Origin of the sequence: Streptomyces sp. CA-181903, assembly GCF_050937075.1 — a bacterium.
Taxonomy (GTDB): domain Bacteria; phylum Actinomycetota; class Actinomycetes; order Streptomycetales; family Streptomycetaceae; genus Streptomyces.
Map to the genome: position 1 here is coordinate 4,791,271 of NZ_JBNJLY010000001.1, position 20,656 is coordinate 4,811,926.

The window sequence follows — 20,656 nt, forward strand, 5'->3', positions numbered from 1 at the left end:
CGACGGCAAGCGCTTCACGCCCGCAGGGGCGCCGGAGTGCGCCCCCAGTCGTCCGGGAGCTCCGGCACCGGCCACGCGGGGTCGGGCCGCCAGTGCTCCCAGCCGGAGGCGAACGGGGCGCCCCACGCCTCGATCCGCTCGACCGCCGCGTGCCCGGCGGCCCGCACCTCCTCGGCCCGGGCGGCTGACATCAGGCCCACCCGCTGCGCCTGGGCGAACTCGTCCTCGTCCTTCCACTCCCAACTGCGGTCCGGGTAGACGGCGATGTCCAGGAAGTGGTCCTCGGAGTCGACCCCGCCGGCCCAGCGCGCGAGCGGTTCCTCAAGATTCACGTACCAGTTCCTGAACCTCCAGTCGAGGTCCCAGAAGAGCCAGACCGACCAGGGCTCGCCGGGCCGGGCCAGCTTCAGCACACCCGTCCCGGACCAGGCGTCGACACTGGTGGTACGCGGCTTGGTGTAGCGGGTCGCCAGGGGCTCCAGGTACGGGGGTCTGCCGTCGGCGAGCACGGGACGGACGCACGCCGTCCCCGGCGCCACCCAGACGGCGAGCAGGTCCGCGGTGTCCCGGACGACCGTCACCGGCCGGCAGATGTGCACACGGTCCTCGGCGTTGGCACGGTACCGCCAGAGGATCCGGTCGCCGGGCGCCCAGAACTTGCCCGCGGAGCCTGCCGTGGTCCTGGTGTCCGCTGTCTCCGCTGCCATGCGCAGATCTTAGGGCGCGGGGCCGGGCCCGTGCCGTGATGTGTACCGCACGGGCGACGGCCGCCCCCGTGCCGTGACGCGCACCGCACGGGCGACGGCCGTCCCGGCCGGAAAGCGGCCGCTACGGCCGCGTCATCCGCAGCACGTCCAGGGCCTCGTCGAGCTGTTCAATGGTCAACAGGCCGCGCTCCACGTACCCCTCGTCGAGGACCACTTGACGGATCGTCTTCCGCTCCGCCAGCGACTTCTTGGCGACCTTGGCCGCCTCCTCGTACCCGATGTACCGGTTCAGCGGGGTGACCACCGAGGGGGACGACTCGGCGTACTCCCGCGCCCGCTCCACGTTCGCCGTGATCCCGTCGACCGTCCGGTCGGCCAGCAGCCGCGCCGCGTTGCCGAGCAGCCGCACCGACTCCAGCAGGTTCTTGGCCATCACCGGCAGCATCACGTTCAGCTCGAAGTTGCCCGCCGCGCCCGCCGTCGCCACCGTCGCGTCGTTGCCGATCACCTGGGCGGCGACCATCAGAACGGCCTCCGGGATCACCGGGTTGACCTTGCCCGGCATGATCGAGGAGCCCGGCTGGAGGTCGGGAAGGCTGATCTCGGCCAGACCCGTGCGCGGTCCCGAGGACATCCAGCGCAGGTCGTTGGCGATCTTCGTGAGGCCGACGGCGATCGTCCGCAGCTGGCCGCTGGTCTCCACCAGCCCGTCGCGCGCGCCCTGCGCCTCGAAGTGGTCGCGGGCCTCGGTGAGCGGCAGCCCGGTGGTACGGGCGACCTCGGCGATGACGGCGGCGGAGAAGCCCGCCGGGGTGTTGATGCCGGTGCCCACCGCCGTTCCGCCGAGCGGGAGTTCGGCCAGCCGCGGCAGCGAGGCGCGCAGCCGCTCGACGCCGTACCGGACCTGCGCCGCGTACCCGCCGAACTCCTGGCCGAGCGTCACCGGAGTGGCGTCCATCAGGTGCGTCCGGCCCGACTTGACGACCTCGGCGAACTCCTCGGCCTTGCGCTCCAGAGCCGCCGCCAGGTGCTCCAGCGCCGGGATCAGCTCGCGGGTGACGGCGGCCGTGGCGGCGATGTGGATCGAGGACGGGAAGACGTCGTTGGACGACTGGCTGGCGTTGACGTGGTCGTTGGGGTGCACGTCCCGGCCCAGGCGCTCGCTCGCGAGGGTGGCGACGACCTCGTTGGTGTTCATGTTGGAGGAGGTGCCGGACCCGGTCTGGAAGACGTCGACCGGGAAGTGCTCGTCCCAGCGCCCCTCGGCGACCTCGGCCGCGGCGGCGGCGATCGCCTCCGCCACCTCCTCGTCGACCACTCCCAGCTCGGCGTTGACCTTGGCGGCGGCCGCCTTGATCCGGGCCAGCGCCTCGATGTGCGCCCGCTCCAGCCGCTGCCCGCTGACCGGGAAGTTCTCCACGGCCCGCTGGGTCTGCGCGCGCCACTTGGCGTGTGCGGGGACGCGTACCTCACCCATCGAGTCGTGCTCGATCCGGTACTGATCGCTCTCGGTCATCGTCACTTACCTCCTGTGGAATACAGCGTTTGGCCGGTTCACCGTGTTCCCGAACGCCACTACCAGCCAGTAAATACCGCGAGTAACAACAGAAATCGGGGAGGCTCCATGACACGCAGACCCACCCTGCGCTGTTCTCTCGCGGCTGTCGCCGCCTTCGCGGCCGCGTTCGGCGGCATGACCGGAACCATGGCCACCGGCAGCACCGCCCACGCCGCCACCGCCGTCACCGCCACCACTCCGCTCTCACCCGAGCTGGAGAAGATCCGGGCCGCCGAGGCCGTCAAGCTCTACGGCGACGCCGCCGAACGCCCGCTCGCCGAACGCAAGACCTCCCTGCTGTCCCTGGGCGACAGCGAGATATCCGGCGAGGGCGTCGGCACCTACGAACCCGGCACCAGCGGTCCGGACAACTGGTGCCACCGCTCGCCCGAGGCCGCCATCCACCGCACCACGATCCCCGCCGACGTCACCTACAACGTCGCCTGCTCCGGCGCCACCACCGCCAACATCCGCATCGGCGGCACCAAGCAGTACGCGGACGAGCTGGTCCAGAGCGACAACCTCGCCGTCAAGGCGCGCAACACCCGCGTCAAGATGGTCCTGCTCGTCGCCGGCGCCAACGACGACCTCCAGTTCGGCCCGGTCATGACCGACTGCGTCACCCGCTACCTCACCCTCCAGGGCACCTGCGAGCCGAAGTACGACCCCGGCTGGCAGGCCCGCGTCGACGGCCTGGTCCCCAAGGTCGAACAGACCGTCCGCGACCTGCGCACGGTCATGCGCGACGCGGGCTACGCCGACGGCGACTACAAACTCGTCGTCATGGGCTACCCGAGCCCCATCGGCCCCGACTTCGAGGACAACCCCGACTACCCCGGCAAGCTCCCGGGCGGCTGCGTCGGCTACACCTCGGACGCCGCCTGGGGCCGCAACACCGCCGTCCCCGCCTTCGAACGCGGCATGCGCCGGGCCGCCCGCGAGAGCGGCGCCTACTTCCTCGACAACTCGCGCCTCTTCCACGGCCACGAGGTGTGCATGGACGACGCCTGGGCCCGCGGGTTGTACGTCGACCTCTCCAACCCGGTCCCGCCGGACTCCAACTCCGTCCGCCAGTCCTTCCACCCCAACACCCGCGGCCACGCCGCCTTCGCCGCCTGCCTGAGCGCGTTCTACGCCACCGACCGCCGCGAGGCCGGCTGCGCCGACCCGGCGAGCACCGGGAAGCCCGAGCTCTACGCCGGCGCCTGGGACGACGCGTACCGACCGCTGCGCAACGACGCGACGGGCACGTGTGTGGACGCCTACGGCGCCTCGTCCCGTAACGGGACCACCGTCGGGGGCTGGGACTGCACCGGGAACCGCAACCAGCAGTGGTGGTACGAGGCGGGGCGCGGGGCGTTGCGGACCGCCCTCTCCCACGACCGGTGCGTCGACGTCCCCGGCGGCAAGTACGTGGCGGGCGCCGCCGTCACCCTCTGGAACTGCCACGGCGGCGACAACCAGCGCTTCACGCGTTCCGGCGGAACGTTCCGCCCGGCGGCGGCACCGGACCTGTGCCTGACGCTCGCGTCGGCGAAGGACCCGGTGCGGCTCCAGCGGTGCGACGGGTCGCGGAGCCAGAGCTTCGCCTGACGGCGGGGGTGAGCCCCGGTCCCGCCCTTTCACCGTTTCGTGCGGGGGCGAGCCCCCGCACCCCCGGACGGGCTGACCATTCAGCCCGTTGGGGGTACCCCCTCTGGGGAGTTTGAGCACGAGCGGCGAAGCCGCGAAAAGGGGGTCTGGGGCGCAGCCCCAGGAATCGGCGAAGGGGCGGGACCGGGGCAACCCCACCTACAGCCCAGGCCCCCGCACCGGGATCGACGTGAACGTCGGAGACGCCGGCGCCGGATCCTGGAAGAAGTCGTTCCCCTTGTCGTCGACGACGATGAACGCCGGGAAGTCCTCCACCTCGATCCTCCAGACCGCCTCCATGCCGAGCTCCTCGTACTCGACGACCTCGACCTTCTTGATGCAGTCCTGCGCGAGCCGGGCCGCGGGCCCACCGATCGACCCGAGGTAGAAGCCGCCATGAGCGGCACACGCGTCGGTGACCTGCTTCGACCGGTTCCCCTTGGCGAGCATCACCTTGGAGCCACCCGCCGCCTGGAACTGCTCGACGTACGAGTCCATGCGGCCCGCGGTGGTCGGCCCGAAGGAACCCGAGGCGTAGCCCTCGGGGGTCTTGGCCGGGCCCGCGTAGTAGACCGGGTGATCGCGCAGGTACTGCGGCATCTCCTCGCCCGCGTCCAGCCGCTCCTTGATCTTCGCGTGCGCGATGTCCCGCGCCACGACCAGCGGCCCGTTCAGCGACAGCCGGGTCTTGACCGGGTACTTCGTCAGCTCGGCGAGGATCTCGTCCATGGGCCGGTTGAGGTCGACGCGCACCACGTCGCCCTCCTCGGCGAGCTGCTCGTCGGTGGTCTCCGGCAGGAACCGCGCCGGGTCCGTCTCCAGCTGCTCCAGGAAGACGCCCTCGGCGGTGATCTTCGCGACGGCCTGCCGGTCGGCCGAGCAGGACACGGCGATGGCCACCGGGCAGGACGCGCCGTGCCGCGGCAGCCGTACGACGCGCACGTCGTGGCAGAAGTACTTGCCGCCGAACTGCGCGCCGATGCCGATCTTCTGCGTCAGCTCGAAGACCTTCTCCTCCAGCTCCTTGTCCCGGAAGCCGTGACCGAGCGGGGAGCCCTCCTCCGGCAGCTCGTCGAGGTAGTGCGCGGAGGCGTACTTGGCGGTCTTCAGCGCGTACTCGGCGCTCGTGCCGCCCACCACGATCGCCAGGTGGTACGGCGGACAGGCGGCCGTGCCCAGCGAACGGATCTTCTCCTCCAGGAACTTCATCATGCTCGCCTCGTTGAGCACGGCCTTCGTCTCCTGGTAGAGGAAGGACTTGTTGGCCGAGCCGCCGCCCTTGGCCATGAAGAGGAACTTGTAGGCGCCGCCGTCCGTCGCGTACAGCTCGATCTGCGCCGGGAGATTGGAGCCGGTGTTCTTCTCCTCCCACATGGTGAGCGGCGCCATCTGCGAGTACCGCAGGTTGAGCTCGGTGTAGGCGTCGAAGATGCCGAGGGAGAGCGCCTCCTCGTCACCGCCCTCGGTGAGGACGTTCTGGCCGCGCTTGCCCATGACGATCGCCGTGCCGGTGTCCTGGCACATCGGGAGCACGCCCGCGGCGGCGATGTTGGCGTTCTTCAGCAGGTCCAGGGCGACGAACTTGTCGTTGGACGACGCCTCGGGGTCGTCGACGATCTTCCGCAGCTGGGCGAGGTGCGCGGGGCGCAGGTAGTGCTGGATGTCGTGGATCGCCTCTTCCGCGAGCCGGCGCAGCGCCGTGGGCTCCACCTTGAGGAACGTGCGTCCGTCCGCCTCGAACGTCGACACGCCCTCGGAGGTGATCAGTCGGTACGGCGTCTCGTCCTCGCCCAGGGGCAGCAGATCCGTGTAGGCGAACCCTGGGGGACTGACCGGTCAGACATCGCGGCGATTCCTCACTCACTCTGCGGGTTGGGAGTGCCGGACGGGTCCGGGGGGACCGTCGGCGTCTCTCAGGGTAGGCCGCCGGGCGGGCGGCGGGCCGGTGAGGTTGCCCTCACAACGACGGCTCCCGGCTTCGCGACGACGGCTTCCGGCTTCGCGACGACGGCTTCCGGCTTCGCGATCCACAGCCCCTGTCGCGATCTATCGCGAGTCGCTAGGCTGGTGTCCGTGGACGAGTCATCGCTGGAGAAGCGTCGAGTGCCCCTGACCAAGACCCCCGCCGCGGCACCGGTCGCGCCCGCCGGGCCCGCCGGGCCGGCGCTGCGCGCGTCCGACGCGGACCGCGACCGGATGGCGGACATCCTGCGTGAGGCGCTGGCCGAGGGCCGGCTCACCCCGGACGAGCACGCCGACCGCGTCGACGCCGTGTACCGGGCCCGTACGGTCGGCGAACTGGAGCCGCTGGTCCGGGACCTGCCGGCCGGCGCCGCCCGGCCCGTCCCCGCCCACCGCCCGTTCCCGGCGGACCCGTACGCGCCGGCCGCCCCCGCCGAGAACCTCATAGCCGTCTTCGGCGGCGCCAGCCGCCGGGGGCGCTGGCGCGCGGCCGCCAGGCTGAACGCGTTCGCGCTGTTCGGCGGCGTGGAGATCGACCTCACCGAGGCGCTCTTCGAGCAGCGGACGGTGGTCATCAGCAGCTGGGTCCTCTTCGGCGGCGTCGACATCAAGGTCCCGAGAACGTCTCGCTGCGCTGCACCGGCACGGGCGTCTTCGGCGGCTTCGACGTCGACGGCCACGAGTCGCCCGACGAGGGCGCCCCCGTGGTCGAGGTGACCGGCTGGGCGCTGTTCGGCGGGGTCGCGGCCAAGGCCCGTCAGGGCAAGCGGGTCAAGGACCTCCGCGCGGCCGGCTGACCACTCCGCGCCCGGCGGCGGTGTCACGGGCGCGGGACGGTGGTGACGGACGGGATTCCGGTCATGGCAACGGTGTGAATAAGCACGCGCACAGCGGGTAAAGCTTGGTGCATCGTCTCTCGTACGGCTGCGGGTGCGACTGTCGGACAAAGGCCGTGCAGGGTGAGACGGGCAAGGGTGACTCAACCGGCCGAGCAAAGCCGTCGTCAGGAGTGGACCGTGCTGCTACCGCATCAGCCCCTGCAGGAAGCCGCCGTACCGTCGCCGCGGATGTCCGCGCGGGATCAGGCCGGCCCCTGGCATTCGGAGGCGGTGTGCCGCCGGGATGAAGCCGGTTTGTTCTTCGCACCGTCGAAGGAGCCCACGGCGGCACGTCTGTCCCGCGAGGAGGCCGCCAAACGCGTCTGCGCGCGCTGCCCCGTGATGGTCGAGTGCCGGGAGCACGCGCTGCTCCAGCCCGAGCCGTACGGCGTGTGGGGCGGCCTCACCGCCGCCGAGCGCCGCGTCGTACTCGCCCGCCGGCGGCGCCGGGACGCGGAGCTTCAGCGCTCCACCCGGGTGGCCGCGGCGGGATAGCGGACGCCCCGGGGTTCCCGGACGCCGGACGGGACGGCTGTGACCGGATGCGCACAGCCGCCGCCCGTCCGGCGTCCGGGGACGGGCGGCGAGCCGCTCCCCGGGGCCGCTCGGGACCGGTCGGCCCGTTCGATCAGCCGGCCCGCTCGGTCAGCCGGGCCGTTCCATCAGTCGGCCGTTCGATCAACTGACCTGCTCGATCAACTGACCTGCTCGATCAATCGACCTGCTCGATCGACTGACCTGCTCGATCGGCCGGCCCACTTGATGAACTCGATCAACTGGGCCGCTCGATCAACCGGGCCACCCGATCAACTGGGCCGCTCGAAGTCGATCGCGCTGTACGCCCGGAGCTTCGACAGCCGGTGCACCGAGTCGATCTGCCGGATCGTCCCGGACTTGGACCGCATGACCAGCGACTGCGTGGTCGCCGTCTCCGCGCGGTAGCGCACCCCGCGCAGCAGGTCGCCGTCCGTGATGCCGGTGGCGACGAAGAACACGTTGTCGCCGCTGACCAGGTCGTTGGTGCAGAGCACCCGGTCCAGGTCGTGCCCGGCGTCGAGGGCCCGCTGCCGCTCGGCGTCGTCCTTGGGCCACAGCTTCGTCTGGATGGTGCCGCCGAGGCACTTGATGGCGCAGGCGGCGATGATGCCCTCGGGCGTACCGCCGATGCCCAGCAGCAGGTCGACGCCGGTGCCCTCGCGCGCCGCCATGATCGCGCCGGCCACGTCGCCGTCGGAGATGAACTTGATGCGGGCGCCCGCCTCGCGGATCTCCTTGACGATGCCGTCGTGGCGCGGCCGGTCGAGGACGACGACCGTGACGTCCTCGGGGGAGGAACGCTTCGCCTTCGCGATCCGGCGGATGTTCACGGCCACCGGGGCGTTGATGTCGACGAAGTCCGCGGCCTCGGGGCCGGTGACCAGCTTGTCCATGTAGAACACGGCCGACGGGTCGAACATCGAACCGCGGTCGGCGACGGCGAGCACGGAGACGGCGTTGGCCATGCCCTTGGCGGTCAGGGTGGTGCCGTCCACCGGGTCCACGGCCACGTCGCACTCCGGGCCGGTCCCGTCGCCGACGCGCTCACCGTTGTAGAGCATCGGGGCGTTGTCCTTCTCGCCCTCGCCGATGACGACGACGCCGTTCATCGACACGGTGTGGATGAGCGCGCGCATGGCGCGGACGGCGGCGCCGTCGGCGCCGTTCTTGTCTCCGCGGCCGACCCAGCGGCCCGAGGCCATGGCACCCGCCTCGGTCACCCGGACCAGCTCCAGGGCGAGGTTGCGGTCCGGGGCCTCCGGGCTGACCTCAAGCTGGGACGGGAGATGGTGATCGGTCATCGGGCGCACCTTTCTGTACGGCGGTCGGCCGTGGGTCCCCCTGCCGGGTGAGCCAGGAGGGTGAGGGTGTCCATGACTTTATCCGCTGATTTCGAGAATGAGCAGGGCGCCCCACGCATGAGCGGCGTCAAGGCCCCGCCACCCGCCCCGACGCGGCCGTGACCCCCTCCGGCGTGATGATCGTCGAGGTCATGGGGGACGATGGGGGCGTGGCAGGCAGGAACGGGAAGAACAAGACGGCACGGAACATGCTGCTGTCGCTGGCGGTGACGATTCCGGTGGCGGGCACGGGCTATCTGCTGCTCCCGCACGAGGGCAGCGGTCGCGATCCGGTGAGGACCGTCGCCTACCAGGTGGAGGTCGCCTCCGCCCGGCGCGCGGCACCGTACCCGGTGGTGGCCCCCGAGGGGCTCGGTGCCGACTGGCGCGCGACCTCGGTCTGGTACCGCCAGGAGCGCGGCGGGGGCAAGGTGTGGCACCTGGGCTTCGTCGACCCTGACACCCAGTACGTCCAGATCGAGCAGAGTGACGGCCCGGCGGGCGACTTCATCGAGGACTCCACGCAGCAAGCGGAGCCGACGAAGCGGACACAGCGGGTGGGCGACACCGTCTGGCAGCGCTACGAGGGTGAGAAGTACAACGCCCTGGTGCGGACGGAGCACGGGGCGACGACGGTGATCGCCGGGACCGCGTCCGACCGCCGGCTCACGGAGATGGCCGCGGCGCTCCGGGACGGGAAGACGGACGCGAAGACGGACGGGAAGTTGGACGCGAAGCCGAAGGGCTGACCGCGGGGGCGGCGCCGCCCCCGGACGGGCCCGGACATGCCGAAGGGGCCCACGAGGGGCCCCTGGAAGGCTGCGGCGGCTCGCCGGTCAGGCGACCGATGCGCCGGTCAGACGACCGACACGACCTGGTCGTAGGCCAGGCGCGGGGAGCGCGGACGGTAGGCGTCCTCCGACGGCTTGCCGATGTTGACGACGAGCATCGGGGTGTGGTCGGCGTCCAGGAACTCCTTCTGGATGCCCGCGGCGTCGAAGCCGGTCATCGGGCCGGCGGCCAGGCCGGCGGCGCGGACGCCCAGGATGAAGTAGCCGGCCTGCAGCGCGGCGTTCAGCTCGGCGGACTTCTCACGGACCGGGCGCTCGCTGAAGAAGACGTCCTTGGCCTGCGGGAAGTGCGGGAACAGGGCCGGCAGCTCCTCGTGGAACTCGCTGTCGGCGGCCAGGATCGCGACCAGCGGCGCCGCCTTGGTCTTGGCCTGGTTGCCCTCGGACATGTGGGCGACCAGACGCTCGCGGGCCTCCTCGGAGCGGACCAGGACGATGCGCAGCGGCGACTGGTTGAACGCCGTGGGGGCGTACTTGATCAGGTCGTAGAGCGCCTGCATCTGCTCGTCGGTGACGGGCTCGTCGGTGAACGCGTTGGCCGTGTGAGCCTCGCGGAAGAGCAGGTCCTGCGCGGCGGTGTCCAGGGCGAGAGTCATGGGGGTGACCTTCTTTGCTGTGCTGGGTGTTCGGGTCGGCCGGTTTTACTTTAGGCCAAACTGTGTGAACTTTCAACTGAATCTTAAACTAAAGCTGCGGGGGTCCGCGCTGCCGACCGCACGGACCCGGGGATTCAGCTCTCGCCGGGGATTCAGCCCTCGTCGACCGGGCCCCCGTCGGCCTCCGCTCCCGCCTCCGGTGCGGAGAGCGCCGCGTCCAGCCGCGCCCGCGCCCCCTCCAGCCAGTGCCGGCACACCCGGGCCAGCGCCTCGCCGCGCTCCCACAGCGCCAGCGACTCCTCCAGCGTCTGACCGCCGGTCTCCAGCCTCCGGACGACCTCGATCAGCTCGTCCCGCGCCTGCTCGTAGCCGAGCGCGCTCAGCTCCTCGTCCGCGCCGGTCCCGGTGCCGGACTCATCCGTTTTCGCCATGCCGCCCAGCGTAGGGCCTGCCGGCGGGGACGCCACGGGCTCAGTCGGCCGGCCCCTCCGCGCGTACGGTGAACGCGCCCTCGGCGACCCGCGCCCGCAGTTCCTCGCCCGCCGCCACCTCGTCCGCGGCCCGGACCACCGAACCGTCGGCGTGCTGCAGGACGGTGTACCCGCGGCGCAGCGTCGCGGCGGGGGAGAGCGCCACCACCCGGGCGTGCGTGTGCGTCAGCTCCGAGTCGGCGCGGTCCAGCAGATGCCCGAACGTCCGCCGGACCCGCCCCAACAGCCCCTCCACCTGCTCCTCGCGCTCCTCCACCATCCGCTGCGGACGCTCCATGCACGGCCGCGCCCGTACGGCCGCCAGCCCGCGCTCCTCCCGGTCCAGCAGCGTGGTCACCGCGCGCAACGCCCGGCCGCCCAGCTGCTCGACGCGGGCCAGCTCCTCGCCCACGTCCGGGACGACGCGCTTGGCGGCGTCGGTGGGCGTCGAGGCCCGCAGGTCCGCCACCAGGTCGAGGAGCGGGGAGTCCGGCTCGTGCCCGATCGCCGACACCACCGGCGTCCGGCACGCGGCCACCGCCCGGACCAGCTCCTCGTCCGAGAACGGCAGCAGGTCCTCGACGCTGCCGCCGCCGCGCGCGACGATGATCACGTCCACCTCGTCGAGCGCGTCCAGCTCCCGGACCGCCTCGACGACCTTCGGCACCGCGTGCACACCCTGCACCGGCACATTGCGCACCTCGAAGCGGACGGCCGGCCACCGGTGCCGGGCGTTCTCCAGCACATCCCGCTCGGCGGCCGACGCCCGCCCGCAGACCAGACCGATCAACTGCGGCAGGAACGGCAGCGGCCGCTTCCGCCCGGCGTCGAACAGCCCCTCCCGCGCCAGCGACTTCCTCAGCTGCTCCAGCCGCGCCAGCAGCTCCCCGACCCCCACCGGCCGGATCTCCGCCGCCCGCAGCGACAGCGACCCGCGCGGCGCGTACCACTCCGGCTTCGCGTGCACCACGACCCGCGCACCTTCGGACACGACGTCCGCGACCCGGTCGAACACCGCGCGGTAGCAGGTCACCGAGAGCGAGATGTCATGCGACGGATCCCGCAGCGTCAGAAACACCACCCCCGCCCCCGGCCGCCGCGACAACTGCGTGATCTGCCCCTCGACCCAGACGGCACCGAGACGGTCGATCCAGCCCCCGATGAGGCGGGAGACCTGGCCGACGGGGAGGGGGCGTCGGGGGAGGTGGTGAGGGCCATGCGGTCGAGGGTATCGGGGGTGGGGTGGCCCCGGACCCGCCCTTTCGCCGTTTCCTGGGGCTGCGCCCCAGACCCCCCTTGTCCTCAAACGCCGGACGGGCTGACTAATCAGCCCGTCCGGCGTTTGAGGACAGCGCCCGCAGGGTGCTTCGGGGGTGTGGGGGCTCGCCCCCGCAGAAACGGTGAAAGGGCGGGACCGGGGCACCTCACCGCGCTCCGCGCGCCCCCGCACCCTGAACGGCGAGCACCCCCAACCCCGCCCCCAGCCACACCACTCCCACCACCTGCGCCACTTCGGCAGCCTGCACGAGCACCGCAACCACCACAGCCAACCCGACCAGCGGCACAAGCACGTCCCGAACGACGCCGCATCGCATCCGCCGCCGTACCGCGAACCACCCGACAACCGACAAATGCAACAACCCAAAAGCCACCAACGCCCCCACATCCACCACCGACACCAGCCGATCCAGCCCATCCCCCCGCCGCGCCGCCCACACCGCCGCGACCAACGTGACGACGGCAGCGCACAGCACCGCCCGCCGCGGCACCCCCGTGCCCCGGTCGACGACGGCCAACGCACTCGGCAGCCGCCGATCCCGAGCCATCGCGAACAACAGCCGCCCGGCGGCCGCCTGGCCGGACAGAGCGGCGAAAGCGGCGCCGCCCGCCTTGCTCGCCGCGACGAGATCGTGCAGCCACCGCCCGGTAGACGCGTCCACCGTGTCGTAGAACGCGGCCCCCTGCCGCGCCGGCTCGGCCGCGAGCTCCGCCGCCGACAGCGGCACCAGCAACGCCGCCAGATACGTCTGGACGAGGAACAGGACCCCCGCCGCCGCCAGACAGGTGAGCACCGCGCGGGCCACCCGCCCCGGCCCGCCCGCCGCCTCCTCCGCGAACGCGGCGATCGCGTCGAACCCCAGGTACGACAGCACCGCCACCGACACCGCCGTCAGCACGGCACCCGTGTCGAAGGCCCCCTCGCCGGTCAGCGGCGTGAGCCAGCCGCGCCGGGGCCCGTCCGCGGCCAGCGCCCAGGCCGCCGCGGCGACGAAGACGCACAACACGGCGATCTCCACCGCCAGCACCACGAACCCCGCCAGCGCCGCCACCCGCACCCCTGACAGGTTGAGGCCGGTCGTCACGGCGACCGCGGCCGCCGTCCACACCCACGGGTGCACGGCCGGCACCAGCGCGTTCATCGCGATCCCCGAGAACAGATAGGCCACGGCGGGGATCAGCAGATAGTCGAGCAGCGCCATCCACCCCGCGACGAACCCCGCCCCCTCGCCCAGCCCCACCCGCGCGTAGGCGTAGACGGAACCGGCCCGTGGCACCACCCGCACCATCCGCGCGTAGGAGTACGCGGTGAACCCCATCGCGGCCGTCGCCACCAGGTACACCGCGGCCACCGCGCCGTGCGCCTTGGCCACCAGCGTGCCGAAGACGCCGACGGGGGCCATCGGGGCGATGAACAGCAGCCCGTAGACGACGAGGTCCCGAAAGGTCAGCGTGCGGCGGAGCGCGCCGCCCCCGCCCCCGCCTCCGTCCCCGTCGGCGCCGGACTCCGGGAAAGGGGGTGCTGAAGATGCCGGCATACGGGTGCCTCCCCTGCGGTCGGTCGGACGGAGCGGGGCCGTCCGGCCAGTATTCGGCCCGGCCAGGGGGAGGGCACCGGGACGCGCCGCCGATGTCGGTGGCGGCCCGTACGATGGACGGCATGACTGCAACCAGCGCTCGAAAGGTCCTGCTCGCCGCCCCCCGTGGCTACTGCGCGGGTGTGGACCGTGCCGTGATCGCCGTCGAGAAGGCCCTGGAGCAGTACGGCGCGCCGGTGTACGTGCGCCATGAGATCGTCCACAACAAATACGTGGTCAAGACCCTGGAGAAGAAGGGCGCGATCTTCGTCGACGAGACGTTCGAGGTGCCCGAGGGCAACATCGTGATCTTCTCGGCGCACGGCGTCGCCCCGGTCGTCCACGACGAGGCCAAGCGGGGCAAGCTGGCCACCATCGACGCGACCTGCCCGCTGGTGACGAAGGTCCACAAGGAAGCCGTGCGCTACGCGCGCGAGGACTACGACATCCTCCTGATCGGCCACGAGGGCCACGAGGAGGTCATCGGCACCTCCGGCGAGGCCCCGGACCACATCCAGCTCGTCGACGGCCCCGAGGACGTGGCGAACGTCGAGGTCCGCGACCCGGAGAAGGTCGTCTGGCTCTCCCAGACCACCCTCTCCGTCGACGAGACCATGGAGACCGTCGGCGCCCTGAAGAACAAGTTCCCCAACCTGCTCTCCCCGCCGTCGGACGACATCTGCTACGCCACGCAGAACCGGCAGACCGCGGTGAAGCAGATGGGCGCCGAGGCCGACCTCGTCATCGTCGTCGGCTCCAAGAACTCCTCCAACTCCGTCCGCCTGGTCGAGGTCGCCCTCGGCGCCGGCGCCGGCGCGGCCCACCTGGTCGACTACGCCGAGGAGATCGACGAGGCGTGGCTGGAGGGCGTGTCCACCGTGGGGGTCACCTCCGGCGCCTCCGTCCCCGAGATCCTCGTCGAGGGCGTCCTGGAGTGGCTCGCCGCCCGCGGCTACGAAGACGTCGAGACCGTCAAGGCCGCCGAGGAGTCCATCACCTTCTCCCTCCCCAAGGAACTCCGCCGCGACCTGCGCGCCGAGGCCGCGGCGGCCGTCGCGGGCCCGCGGACCGCCTCGGGGACGTCTACGGAGGGGTGACGGCGGCCTTCCCCCGTAGCGTGGTCGCCATGGACGCATTCGGTGTGGACATCGGCGGATCCGGCATCAAGGGCGCCCCGGTCGATCTGACCCGCGGGGTACTGGCGGTGGAACGGCACAAGGTGCTCACCCCGCACCCGGCCACCCCCGACGCGGTCGCCGACCGCGTCAAGGAGGTGCTGGACCACTTCGGCTGGTCCGGGGCCCGGTCGGGGCCACCTTCCCCGGCGTGGTCACCGGCGGCGTCACCAGGACGGCCGCCAATGTCGACAAGGGCTGGATCGGCCGGGACGCCGCCGCCCTGCTCGGCGCGCGGATCGGCGCCCCCGTGACGCTGCTCAACGACGCGGACGCGGCGGGCGTCGCCGAGATGACCTTCGGCGCGGGCCGGGGCCGTACGGGCACCGTCATCGTGCTCACCTTCGGCACCGGCATCGGCAGCGCCGTCTTCACCGGCGGCCGGCTCGTCCCCAACACCGAACTCGGCCACCTGGAACTCGACGGCCACGACGCCGAGACGCGGGCCTCCAGCCGCGCCAAGGAGGAGGGCGACCTCAGCTGGCACCGGTGGGCGCGCCGGGTGCAGAAGTACCTGCGGCACGTCGAGGCGCTGTTCTCGCCCGAGCTCTTCGTCATCGGAGGGGGCGTCAGCCGCAAGGCGGAGCGGTTCCTGCCGCTGATCGAGGGCGTCAGTGCCGAGATCGTTCCCGCTGAGCTGGAGAACGACGCGGGGATCGTGGGGGCCGCGATGGCCGCCGCCGCGCCTGAGCCCGTCCGTCCGTCCGCCCGTCGGCCCGCCGTCGCCTGACCAGCCGCACCCGGCGGCCGAGGACGATCAGCGCGGCCAGCAGCGTCCCGCCGTACAGCCAGCCGGCCTGCAGCGACAGGAAGCCGACCAGGGCCATCGCCCGTCCGGCGAGCCCGCCGGAACCGGCGGTGGCGACCGTGACGGGCAGCGCCCCCGCGGCGAACGCGATGGGCGCGCTCACCGGCGCGGCCACCAACTCCGCCGGCCGCACCCCCAGCGCGCAGACCGCGCAGCAGAGGGTGAAGAGGACCCCGTAGGCGGCGGGGGAACCGGCGGCCAGCCGGGCGACCAGCACCCCCGCGACGAGCATCGCCACGACGGCCAGGAGTCCGCTGCCCAGACCGGTCAGCCGGACGGGCTGGTCCCGCTGCTCGCGCTGCTCCCGACGGAGCGCGCGCAGCAGCGGCGGCGGGGTGCGGCCCGCCCGCTCCCGCCCGGCCGGCGCCCCTCTGCCCTGCCCCACCGGGGCGGCCGGGCGGGGCACCGGGGCCGTGCGACGGATCCTGTGCTGGGTGATGCGTGCGCCGGGTTGGTCCACCCGTCCAAACTAGGTCGAGGACCGCCGCGAACCCGGCGTTGGACACGCTCTCTGCCCCCGTCGGCCGTTCGTTCGACCCGGCGGAGCCGTCCGCCCCGGCCGGTGCCCGACGCGGACCCGTAGACTGGTGGACCGGCCCGGACCGGGCCCCCTTGCTGCCTTTGTTCGCCCTGGGCCCTCACTATCAGGAAGTCGCCACGTGTCGCTCACGATCGGAATCGTCGGTCTGCCCAACGTCGGCAAGTCGACGCTGTTCAACGCCCTGACCAAGAACGACGTGCTGGCGGCCAACTACCCGTTCGCCACCATCGAGCCCAACGTGGGCGTCGTCGGCGTCCCCGACGCCCGGCTGACCAAGCTGGCGGAGATCTTCGGTTCGCAGAAGGTCCTCCCCGCCACCGTCGACTTCGTCGACATCGCCGGCATCGTGCGCGGCGCCTCCGAGGGTGAGGGCCTGGGCAACAAGTTCCTCGCGAACATCCGCGAGTCCGACGCGATCTGCCAGGTCATCCGCGCCTTCAAGGACGAGAACGTCGTCCACGTCGACGGCAAGGTCTCGCCCAAGGACGACATCGAGACCATCAACACCGAGCTGATCCTCGCGGACCTCCAGACCATCGAGAAGGTGCTGCCGCGCCTGGTCAAGGAGTCCCGCATCCAGAAGGACAAGGCCGCCAAGGTCAAGGCCGTCGAGGAGGCCAAGGCGATCCTGGAGGAGGGGAACACCCTCTTCTCCGCCGGCATCGTCCAGGGCTCGGAGAAGGCGGAGCTCCTGCACGACCTCCACCTCCTCACCACCAAGCCGTTCCTCTACGTCTTCAACGTGGACGAGGACGAGCTGACGGACGACGCCTTCAAGGCCGAGCAGCGCGCCCTGGTCGCCCCCGCCGAGGCCATCTTCCTCAACGCCAAGCTGGAGGCCGACCTCGCCGAGCTGGACGAGGAGGACGCCATGGAGCTCCTCCAGTCCGTCGGCGCCGAGGAGCCCGGCCTCGCCACCCTCGCCCGCGTCGGCTTCGACACCCTCGGCCTCCAGACCTACCTGACGGCCGGCCCCAAGGAATCCCGCGCCTGGACCATCAAGAAGGGCGCCACCGCCCCCGAGGCCGCCGGCGTCATCCACACGGACTTCCAGAAGGGCTTCATCAAGGCCGAGGTCATCTCCTTCGACGACCTCGTCACCTGCGGCTCGGTAGCCGAGGCCCGCTCGGCGGGCAAGGCCCGCATGGAGGGCAAGGAGTACGTGATGGCGGACGGGGACGTGGTGGAGTTCCGCTTCAACGTGTGATGGGTCTCGTAGCACCACATCGCTGATCTAGCAAACGTGCAGGTCAGATGGGTCCGGCTCTTCGGGGTCGGGCCCTTGGTTTTTCCGGTGCTGGGATAGCTGACCCATCGTCACCTGTCGTCATCCCTGGTCATCCATACCGTGCTGGGATGGGCTGAGGGTGCCCGTGCTGGGATTCGGGCGATGATCTGCTCGATACGAGGACGGGCGGGAGGGGCTTCACCCACCACGCGTCTTCTTCACGCCCCTGCGGAGTCGTGCGGATTCCGGCCATAGCACTTTTCCTACTCGTTTGACACAATCGGGGGCATGGCTGAGTCGACGTACAGCATCGGGGAAGGACCGGCGACGCGGGTGAGCCTGTCGCTGCCGGAGGGGACCGCGGAGGCGATCCGGGCGCGGGTGGGTAAGCGGGAGTTCTCCGCGTTCATCGCCGAGGCGGTCGAGCGTGAGCTGCGCGGGCAGGTCTTGGACGAGTACCTGGCGGACTACGAGAGCCGCAAAGGGCCGGTCGCCGAACCGGCTCGTCAACGGGCGCGTCAGGTCTTCGACGAGGTGTTCGCCGAGGAGGCCGAGTGGCCCGCCGCAGGTTGAGTCACGAGGGGACGCTGGTCCTCGACAGCGAGGGATTCTCGAAGCTACTCGCCGACGACGAGCAGGTGGTGGCTCTGATCGCTGAGGCACGCTCACGCGGTATGGAGGTCGTGATCAGTGCGCCCACCATCATCGAAGCCGTTCACGCCCGTACGAATAAGTCCCGGCTGAACTGGGTGCTTTCCGGGCTGCGGGTCGTCTCGGTCGGTGACGAGGAGGCGAGAGCTGCCTCGAAGTTGCTGATGAATGCCGGCTTGCACGGACACAAGTACGCGATCGATGCGGCCGTTGCCGAGGCCGCGCTGCGACAGCACCGCCCCGTGGTCATGCTGACTTCCGATATTGACGACATGGCCAAGCTGTGCGGCGAGCGGGTACGGCTCGTGGCGGTGTGAGTTCCCCTGGTCCGCTTTCGGCCTTTCGACGGTTGATCAGTGAGTGGTGGTGGAGCTACCAGTATTCGGCGGACTACCGGTTTCGGTAACCGGCGATCCGCCGCTCAGCGATCGACGCGCAGCCGCTCAGATCGCCGACCTCTTCCCAGGCAGCGATCACCACGCCCTCGTCGAGTGCCTGCTCTTCGCGCTCTCCGTACTGGCCCCGCGGACTGTCCAAGCTCTGGCCATGGTTCCCCACCCGTAAAGCCCTAGAGCCGCATCCACGTCGGGCGGCTCGCGTTGGGGATGGATCTACGTGCGTGTTGCGGCGTGACGACACGCGCGGAGCAGATCGAGCCAGCAGCCAGGAACAGGGCGGGCGCCGCTTTGGCGCCCGCCCTGTTCCTGGCTGATAGGTAATCAGACTGGTCTGGCCAGGGACGACTCTCTGGCGAGTGGCGGCCAGACGTATGTCGGTGCCGCAACTGGGAACGTATTGGCACGCGCCCTCTCAACGAGGGTTATTTACGCGCAGAATGACCTCGGAGGTGCTGAAAAGGCCCTCTGCGGGCGATCTCACGAAGAGCCAGGGGACAGCCTCTAACCTGCATAAACGTGCACCCCCGGCGGGAGTCGCCAAACGTGGCTGGTGTGCGCATGGTTCTGACCTGCGGGTTTGTGCGACGGTGTGGGTGGAGGGGCGGGTGGTGCCATTGGGAGCGTCGGCCGCTCGCAGGTAGGGGTGCGCTCAAGAGGAAGCGGATTCGGCCAGGCTCCGGGAACGCTGCACGTGGTGAGCGGGCCCGGGTGGCTATGCAGCCGCGTCCAGCATGGTGGTCTGGGCCGACTCGATGCCGATGCCGATGACCTCCACGATCACTCCGCGCGCGGCGAGGGCCTTCGCGGTCTGGGCCAGAGTGACGGCGGAGAACGGGAAGAGCGAGTCCGGGGTGAGGGCGGCGCCGTCCTTCAGGAGGATCGCGAAGACGATGCGGCGCGGGGTGAAGTTGTCGGGGATGCTGCGGCTTGCGTCGCTGTTGACGTATACGGAGCGCGCGAACTCCGCGCGGACGTCGGCGCTCTCGAAGAGGAGCTCGACGGAGACACGCGCCTGGTTGTACAGGTGGCTCAGCGGGCCCGAGGCGTGGGCGGGCTTCACGAAGACGAGCGTGTCGTCGTCGGTGAACAGGTCGCAGACCTCGACCTTGTTGCTCGTCCGAAAGGGGTTGCGCACGTTCTTCTTGTCCATGCAGACCCAGCCCGGACGGGCCTTGGCGGCGAGCTCATTGTAGTCGCCTTCGTCCATGGGACGCATCACGGGGATGCCCTTCTTGTTGAGCTTCTCGATGAGAGGCCAGCGAGGGAGGTCGACGGAGGGCGAGTCGGTGAACAGCGGGGCTACGGTCTCGTTGACGTCGCGCAGGTAGCCGGCCCCCAGCTCGTACCATTCGCCGTCGAGCAGGCAGAACGTACGGGAGTCGAGGGAGAAGGTCGCCTCGATCCACTTCACGGCGGATTCCGTGGACAGGGCTTCCAGGGAGCCGGCACGCGGGGCGAGCGGGGTCCGCGCGGTGAGCTTGTCGCGGAACAGTTCGACGGTGCCCTGTCGGAGGGCCTTGACGCGTTCGCCCGCCTTGATCACGCGGGCCCGCTCCAGGACGTAGTCGAGGCTGAACTCGTCCCTGATGAGGGGTGAGCAAGGTCCGATCTTGATGGCGCAGGCGGTGGACCGGGACAGGTCGGTGCTCTGGGAGAAGGGGACGGCAGTGAGGATCCTGCCGTCCACGGGACGGCCGAGGGTGGCGTCCAGTTCAGCGTCGAGGGCGTCGATGAGGGAGCGGTCCTTGACCGCGGTGATGTGCTCGACAAAGGCGAGGTCGGGGTGGGGAGCGACGTGTTCGCAGATCGAGGCGATGGCGCGGATGTCCTTGACCAGCGTGGTGGGGGTGGTGCCCAACTTGATACGGAGACCGATGCCGCCCTCTGCGGTCATCGCCCCGCTCCTGGTGTCGCTCCCCGCGGTGAGGTCGACCTCGTCGAGGTAACCCCCGAGGTGACGGATGATCCGGCCGTGGTCTCGGAGCCCGAGTGCCGGTACGGAGGCGCCGGTGGGGACGAGGGAGCTGTCGATACGGGCCTGGCCGAGGACACTGGCGGTGAAGTCCCGCACCTGCCGGGGGTTGATGGCACGGATACCGAAGGACAGGCCGAAGCGCACGTCCTTGAGGCGGGCGGGGAGCAGCCGGTAGCCCTGGTCGAAGCCGATCGCGTACACCACGTCGTCGACGGCGAGCACGAGCAGCGCGCCGGTGCGCTGCTCGCTCTGCAGGAGGTCTGCATCGTTGGCGAGCCGGAGGATGTCCTTGCCCCAGGCGGCTTCCTCCTTCGCTACGGCGTAGGAGACCGCGAGGGCGGGGACTCCCAGGTGGTCGCTGACGTCGCGCACGATCGCGTCCAGGGTGTCGAGAGAGTCGAGGTCGAGGGCCTCGAGCATCGCGTCGGGGGTCGCCTCGACATGGGTCAGGCGGTAGAGGGTGCGCTTGGACGCGGTGCTGGACACAGGTGCCT

At 71.0% G+C, this 20,656-nt stretch carries 16 protein-coding genes and 3 pseudogenes; 9 read left to right on the forward strand and 10 right to left on the reverse strand.

Features of this window, described 5'->3' with window-relative positions:
- Nucleotides 1-14 precede the first annotated feature (14 nt).
- Together fomD and ACQEVS_RS21530 are read right to left on the reverse strand one after the other, a co-directional pair.
- Nucleotides 15-707 carry a cytidylyl-2-hydroxypropylphosphonate hydrolase gene (gene fomD / locus ACQEVS_RS21525; RefSeq protein ID WP_433022740.1) on the reverse strand — a complete coding sequence of 231 codons (693 nt, stop codon included), beginning with the start codon at nucleotides 705-707 and terminating at the stop codon, nucleotides 15-17.
- A gap of 121 nt (nucleotides 708-828) precedes the next feature.
- A complete protein-coding gene (locus tag ACQEVS_RS21530; protein WP_433022742.1) occupies nucleotides 829-2,223 on the reverse strand; it encodes a class II fumarate hydratase in 1,395 nt (464 codons plus the stop codon).
- Nucleotides 2,224-2,331: 108 nt separating this feature from the next.
- On the opposite strand from ACQEVS_RS21530, the gene ACQEVS_RS21535 reads away from it, so the two are divergent.
- Nucleotides 2,332-3,858 carry a ricin-type beta-trefoil lectin domain protein gene (locus tag ACQEVS_RS21535; protein ID WP_433022744.1) on the forward strand — a complete coding sequence of 509 codons (1,527 nt, stop codon included), beginning with the start codon at nucleotides 2,332-2,334 and terminating at the stop codon, nucleotides 3,856-3,858.
- A gap of 198 nt (nucleotides 3,859-4,056) precedes the next feature.
- Here ACQEVS_RS21535 and ACQEVS_RS21540 read toward each other — a convergent pair whose 3' ends face one another.
- On the reverse strand, nucleotides 4,057-5,691 hold the full coding sequence (locus tag ACQEVS_RS21540) for a fumarate hydratase (RefSeq protein ID WP_433027784.1): 1,635 nt from the start codon (nucleotides 5,689-5,691) through the stop codon (nucleotides 4,057-4,059).
- A 309-nt stretch (nucleotides 5,692-6,000) separates the two neighbouring features.
- Here ACQEVS_RS21540 and ACQEVS_RS21545 point away from each other — a divergent pair.
- Nucleotides 6,001-6,656 (forward strand): annotated as a pseudogene (locus ACQEVS_RS21545) (DUF1707 SHOCT-like domain-containing protein).
- A gap of 270 nt (nucleotides 6,657-6,926) precedes the next feature.
- A complete protein-coding gene (locus ACQEVS_RS21550; protein ID WP_004941922.1) occupies nucleotides 6,927-7,232 on the forward strand; it encodes a WhiB family transcriptional regulator in 306 nt (101 codons plus the stop codon).
- Nucleotides 7,233-7,543: 311 nt separating this feature from the next.
- Here ACQEVS_RS21550 and glpX read toward each other — a convergent pair whose 3' ends face one another.
- Nucleotides 7,544-8,575: a class II fructose-bisphosphatase gene (gene glpX, locus ACQEVS_RS21555; protein ID WP_433022747.1), complete on the reverse strand. Its 1,032-nt coding sequence runs from the start codon at nucleotides 8,573-8,575 to the stop codon at nucleotides 7,544-7,546.
- 209 nt (nucleotides 8,576-8,784) lie between these two features.
- On the opposite strand from glpX, the gene ACQEVS_RS21560 reads away from it, so the two are divergent.
- Entirely contained in the window at nucleotides 8,785-9,363 is a 579-nt protein-coding gene (locus tag ACQEVS_RS21560; RefSeq protein ID WP_433022749.1) for a DUF4245 domain-containing protein, read from the forward strand.
- A 107-nt stretch (nucleotides 9,364-9,470) separates the two neighbouring features.
- Here the strand turns inward: ACQEVS_RS21560 and ACQEVS_RS21565 are convergent, their stop codons facing one another.
- The 4 genes and pseudogenes from ACQEVS_RS21565 to ACQEVS_RS21580 all read right to left on the reverse strand — a co-directional run bounded on the left by ACQEVS_RS21565 (nucleotide 9,471) and on the right by ACQEVS_RS21580 (nucleotide 13,347).
- Nucleotides 9,471-10,061, reverse strand: coding sequence for a malonic semialdehyde reductase (locus ACQEVS_RS21565; protein WP_433022751.1), 591 nt, complete (start codon nucleotides 10,059-10,061; stop codon nucleotides 9,471-9,473).
- A 152-nt stretch (nucleotides 10,062-10,213) separates the two neighbouring features.
- Entirely contained in the window at nucleotides 10,214-10,492 is a 279-nt protein-coding gene (locus ACQEVS_RS21570; protein ID WP_433022753.1) for an exodeoxyribonuclease VII small subunit, read from the reverse strand.
- Between the two features lie 40 nt (nucleotides 10,493-10,532).
- Nucleotides 10,533-11,749: pseudogene (gene xseA, locus ACQEVS_RS21575) on the reverse strand (exodeoxyribonuclease VII large subunit).
- Nucleotides 11,750-11,955: 206 nt separating this feature from the next.
- Nucleotides 11,956-13,347 (reverse strand): APC family permease, encoded by a 1,392-nt coding sequence (locus tag ACQEVS_RS21580; RefSeq protein ID WP_433022755.1) that lies wholly within the window; start codon nucleotides 13,345-13,347, stop codon nucleotides 11,956-11,958.
- A gap of 113 nt (nucleotides 13,348-13,460) precedes the next feature.
- On the opposite strand from ACQEVS_RS21580, the gene ACQEVS_RS21585 reads away from it, so the two are divergent.
- Together ACQEVS_RS21585 and ppgK are read left to right on the forward strand one after the other, a co-directional pair.
- Nucleotides 13,461-14,483 carry a 4-hydroxy-3-methylbut-2-enyl diphosphate reductase gene (locus ACQEVS_RS21585; protein WP_433022757.1) on the forward strand — a complete coding sequence of 341 codons (1,023 nt, stop codon included), beginning with the start codon at nucleotides 13,461-13,463 and terminating at the stop codon, nucleotides 14,481-14,483.
- A gap of 29 nt (nucleotides 14,484-14,512) precedes the next feature.
- Nucleotides 14,513-15,291, forward strand: a pseudogene (gene ppgK / locus ACQEVS_RS21590) (polyphosphate--glucose phosphotransferase).
- Here ppgK and ACQEVS_RS21595 read toward each other — a convergent pair.
- Nucleotides 15,173-15,829 carry a DUF6542 domain-containing protein gene (locus tag ACQEVS_RS21595; RefSeq protein WP_433022759.1) on the reverse strand — a complete coding sequence of 219 codons (657 nt, stop codon included), beginning with the start codon at nucleotides 15,827-15,829 and terminating at the stop codon, nucleotides 15,173-15,175. The pseudogene ppgK and the gene ACQEVS_RS21595 overlap by 119 nt on opposite strands.
- Nucleotides 15,830-16,028: 199 nt before the next feature.
- On the opposite strand from ACQEVS_RS21595, the gene ychF reads away from it, so the two are divergent.
- The 3 genes from ychF to ACQEVS_RS21610 all read left to right on the forward strand — a co-directional run bounded on the left by ychF (nucleotide 16,029) and on the right by ACQEVS_RS21610 (nucleotide 18,106).
- Nucleotides 16,029-17,117, forward strand: coding sequence for a redox-regulated ATPase YchF (gene ychF / locus ACQEVS_RS21600; RefSeq protein ID WP_433022761.1), 1,089 nt, complete (start codon nucleotides 16,029-16,031; stop codon nucleotides 17,115-17,117).
- A 309-nt stretch (nucleotides 17,118-17,426) separates the two neighbouring features.
- Nucleotides 17,427-17,711 carry a hypothetical protein gene (locus tag ACQEVS_RS21605; protein WP_433022763.1) on the forward strand — a complete coding sequence of 95 codons (285 nt, stop codon included), beginning with the start codon at nucleotides 17,427-17,429 and terminating at the stop codon, nucleotides 17,709-17,711.
- The gene (locus ACQEVS_RS21610; protein ID WP_433022765.1) at nucleotides 17,693-18,106 is read left to right on the forward strand and encodes a DNA-binding protein; all 414 of its coding nucleotides are present in this window, start codon (nucleotides 17,693-17,695) and stop codon (nucleotides 18,104-18,106) included. The genes ACQEVS_RS21605 and ACQEVS_RS21610 overlap by 19 nt, the downstream gene beginning before the upstream one ends.
- 793 nt (nucleotides 18,107-18,899) lie before the next feature.
- Here the strand turns inward: ACQEVS_RS21610 and ACQEVS_RS21615 are convergent.
- Nucleotides 18,900-20,648: a DUF6119 family protein gene (locus tag ACQEVS_RS21615; RefSeq protein WP_433022767.1), complete on the reverse strand. Its 1,749-nt coding sequence runs from the start codon at nucleotides 20,646-20,648 to the stop codon at nucleotides 18,900-18,902.
- Between the last annotated feature and the right edge of the window lie 8 nt (nucleotides 20,649-20,656).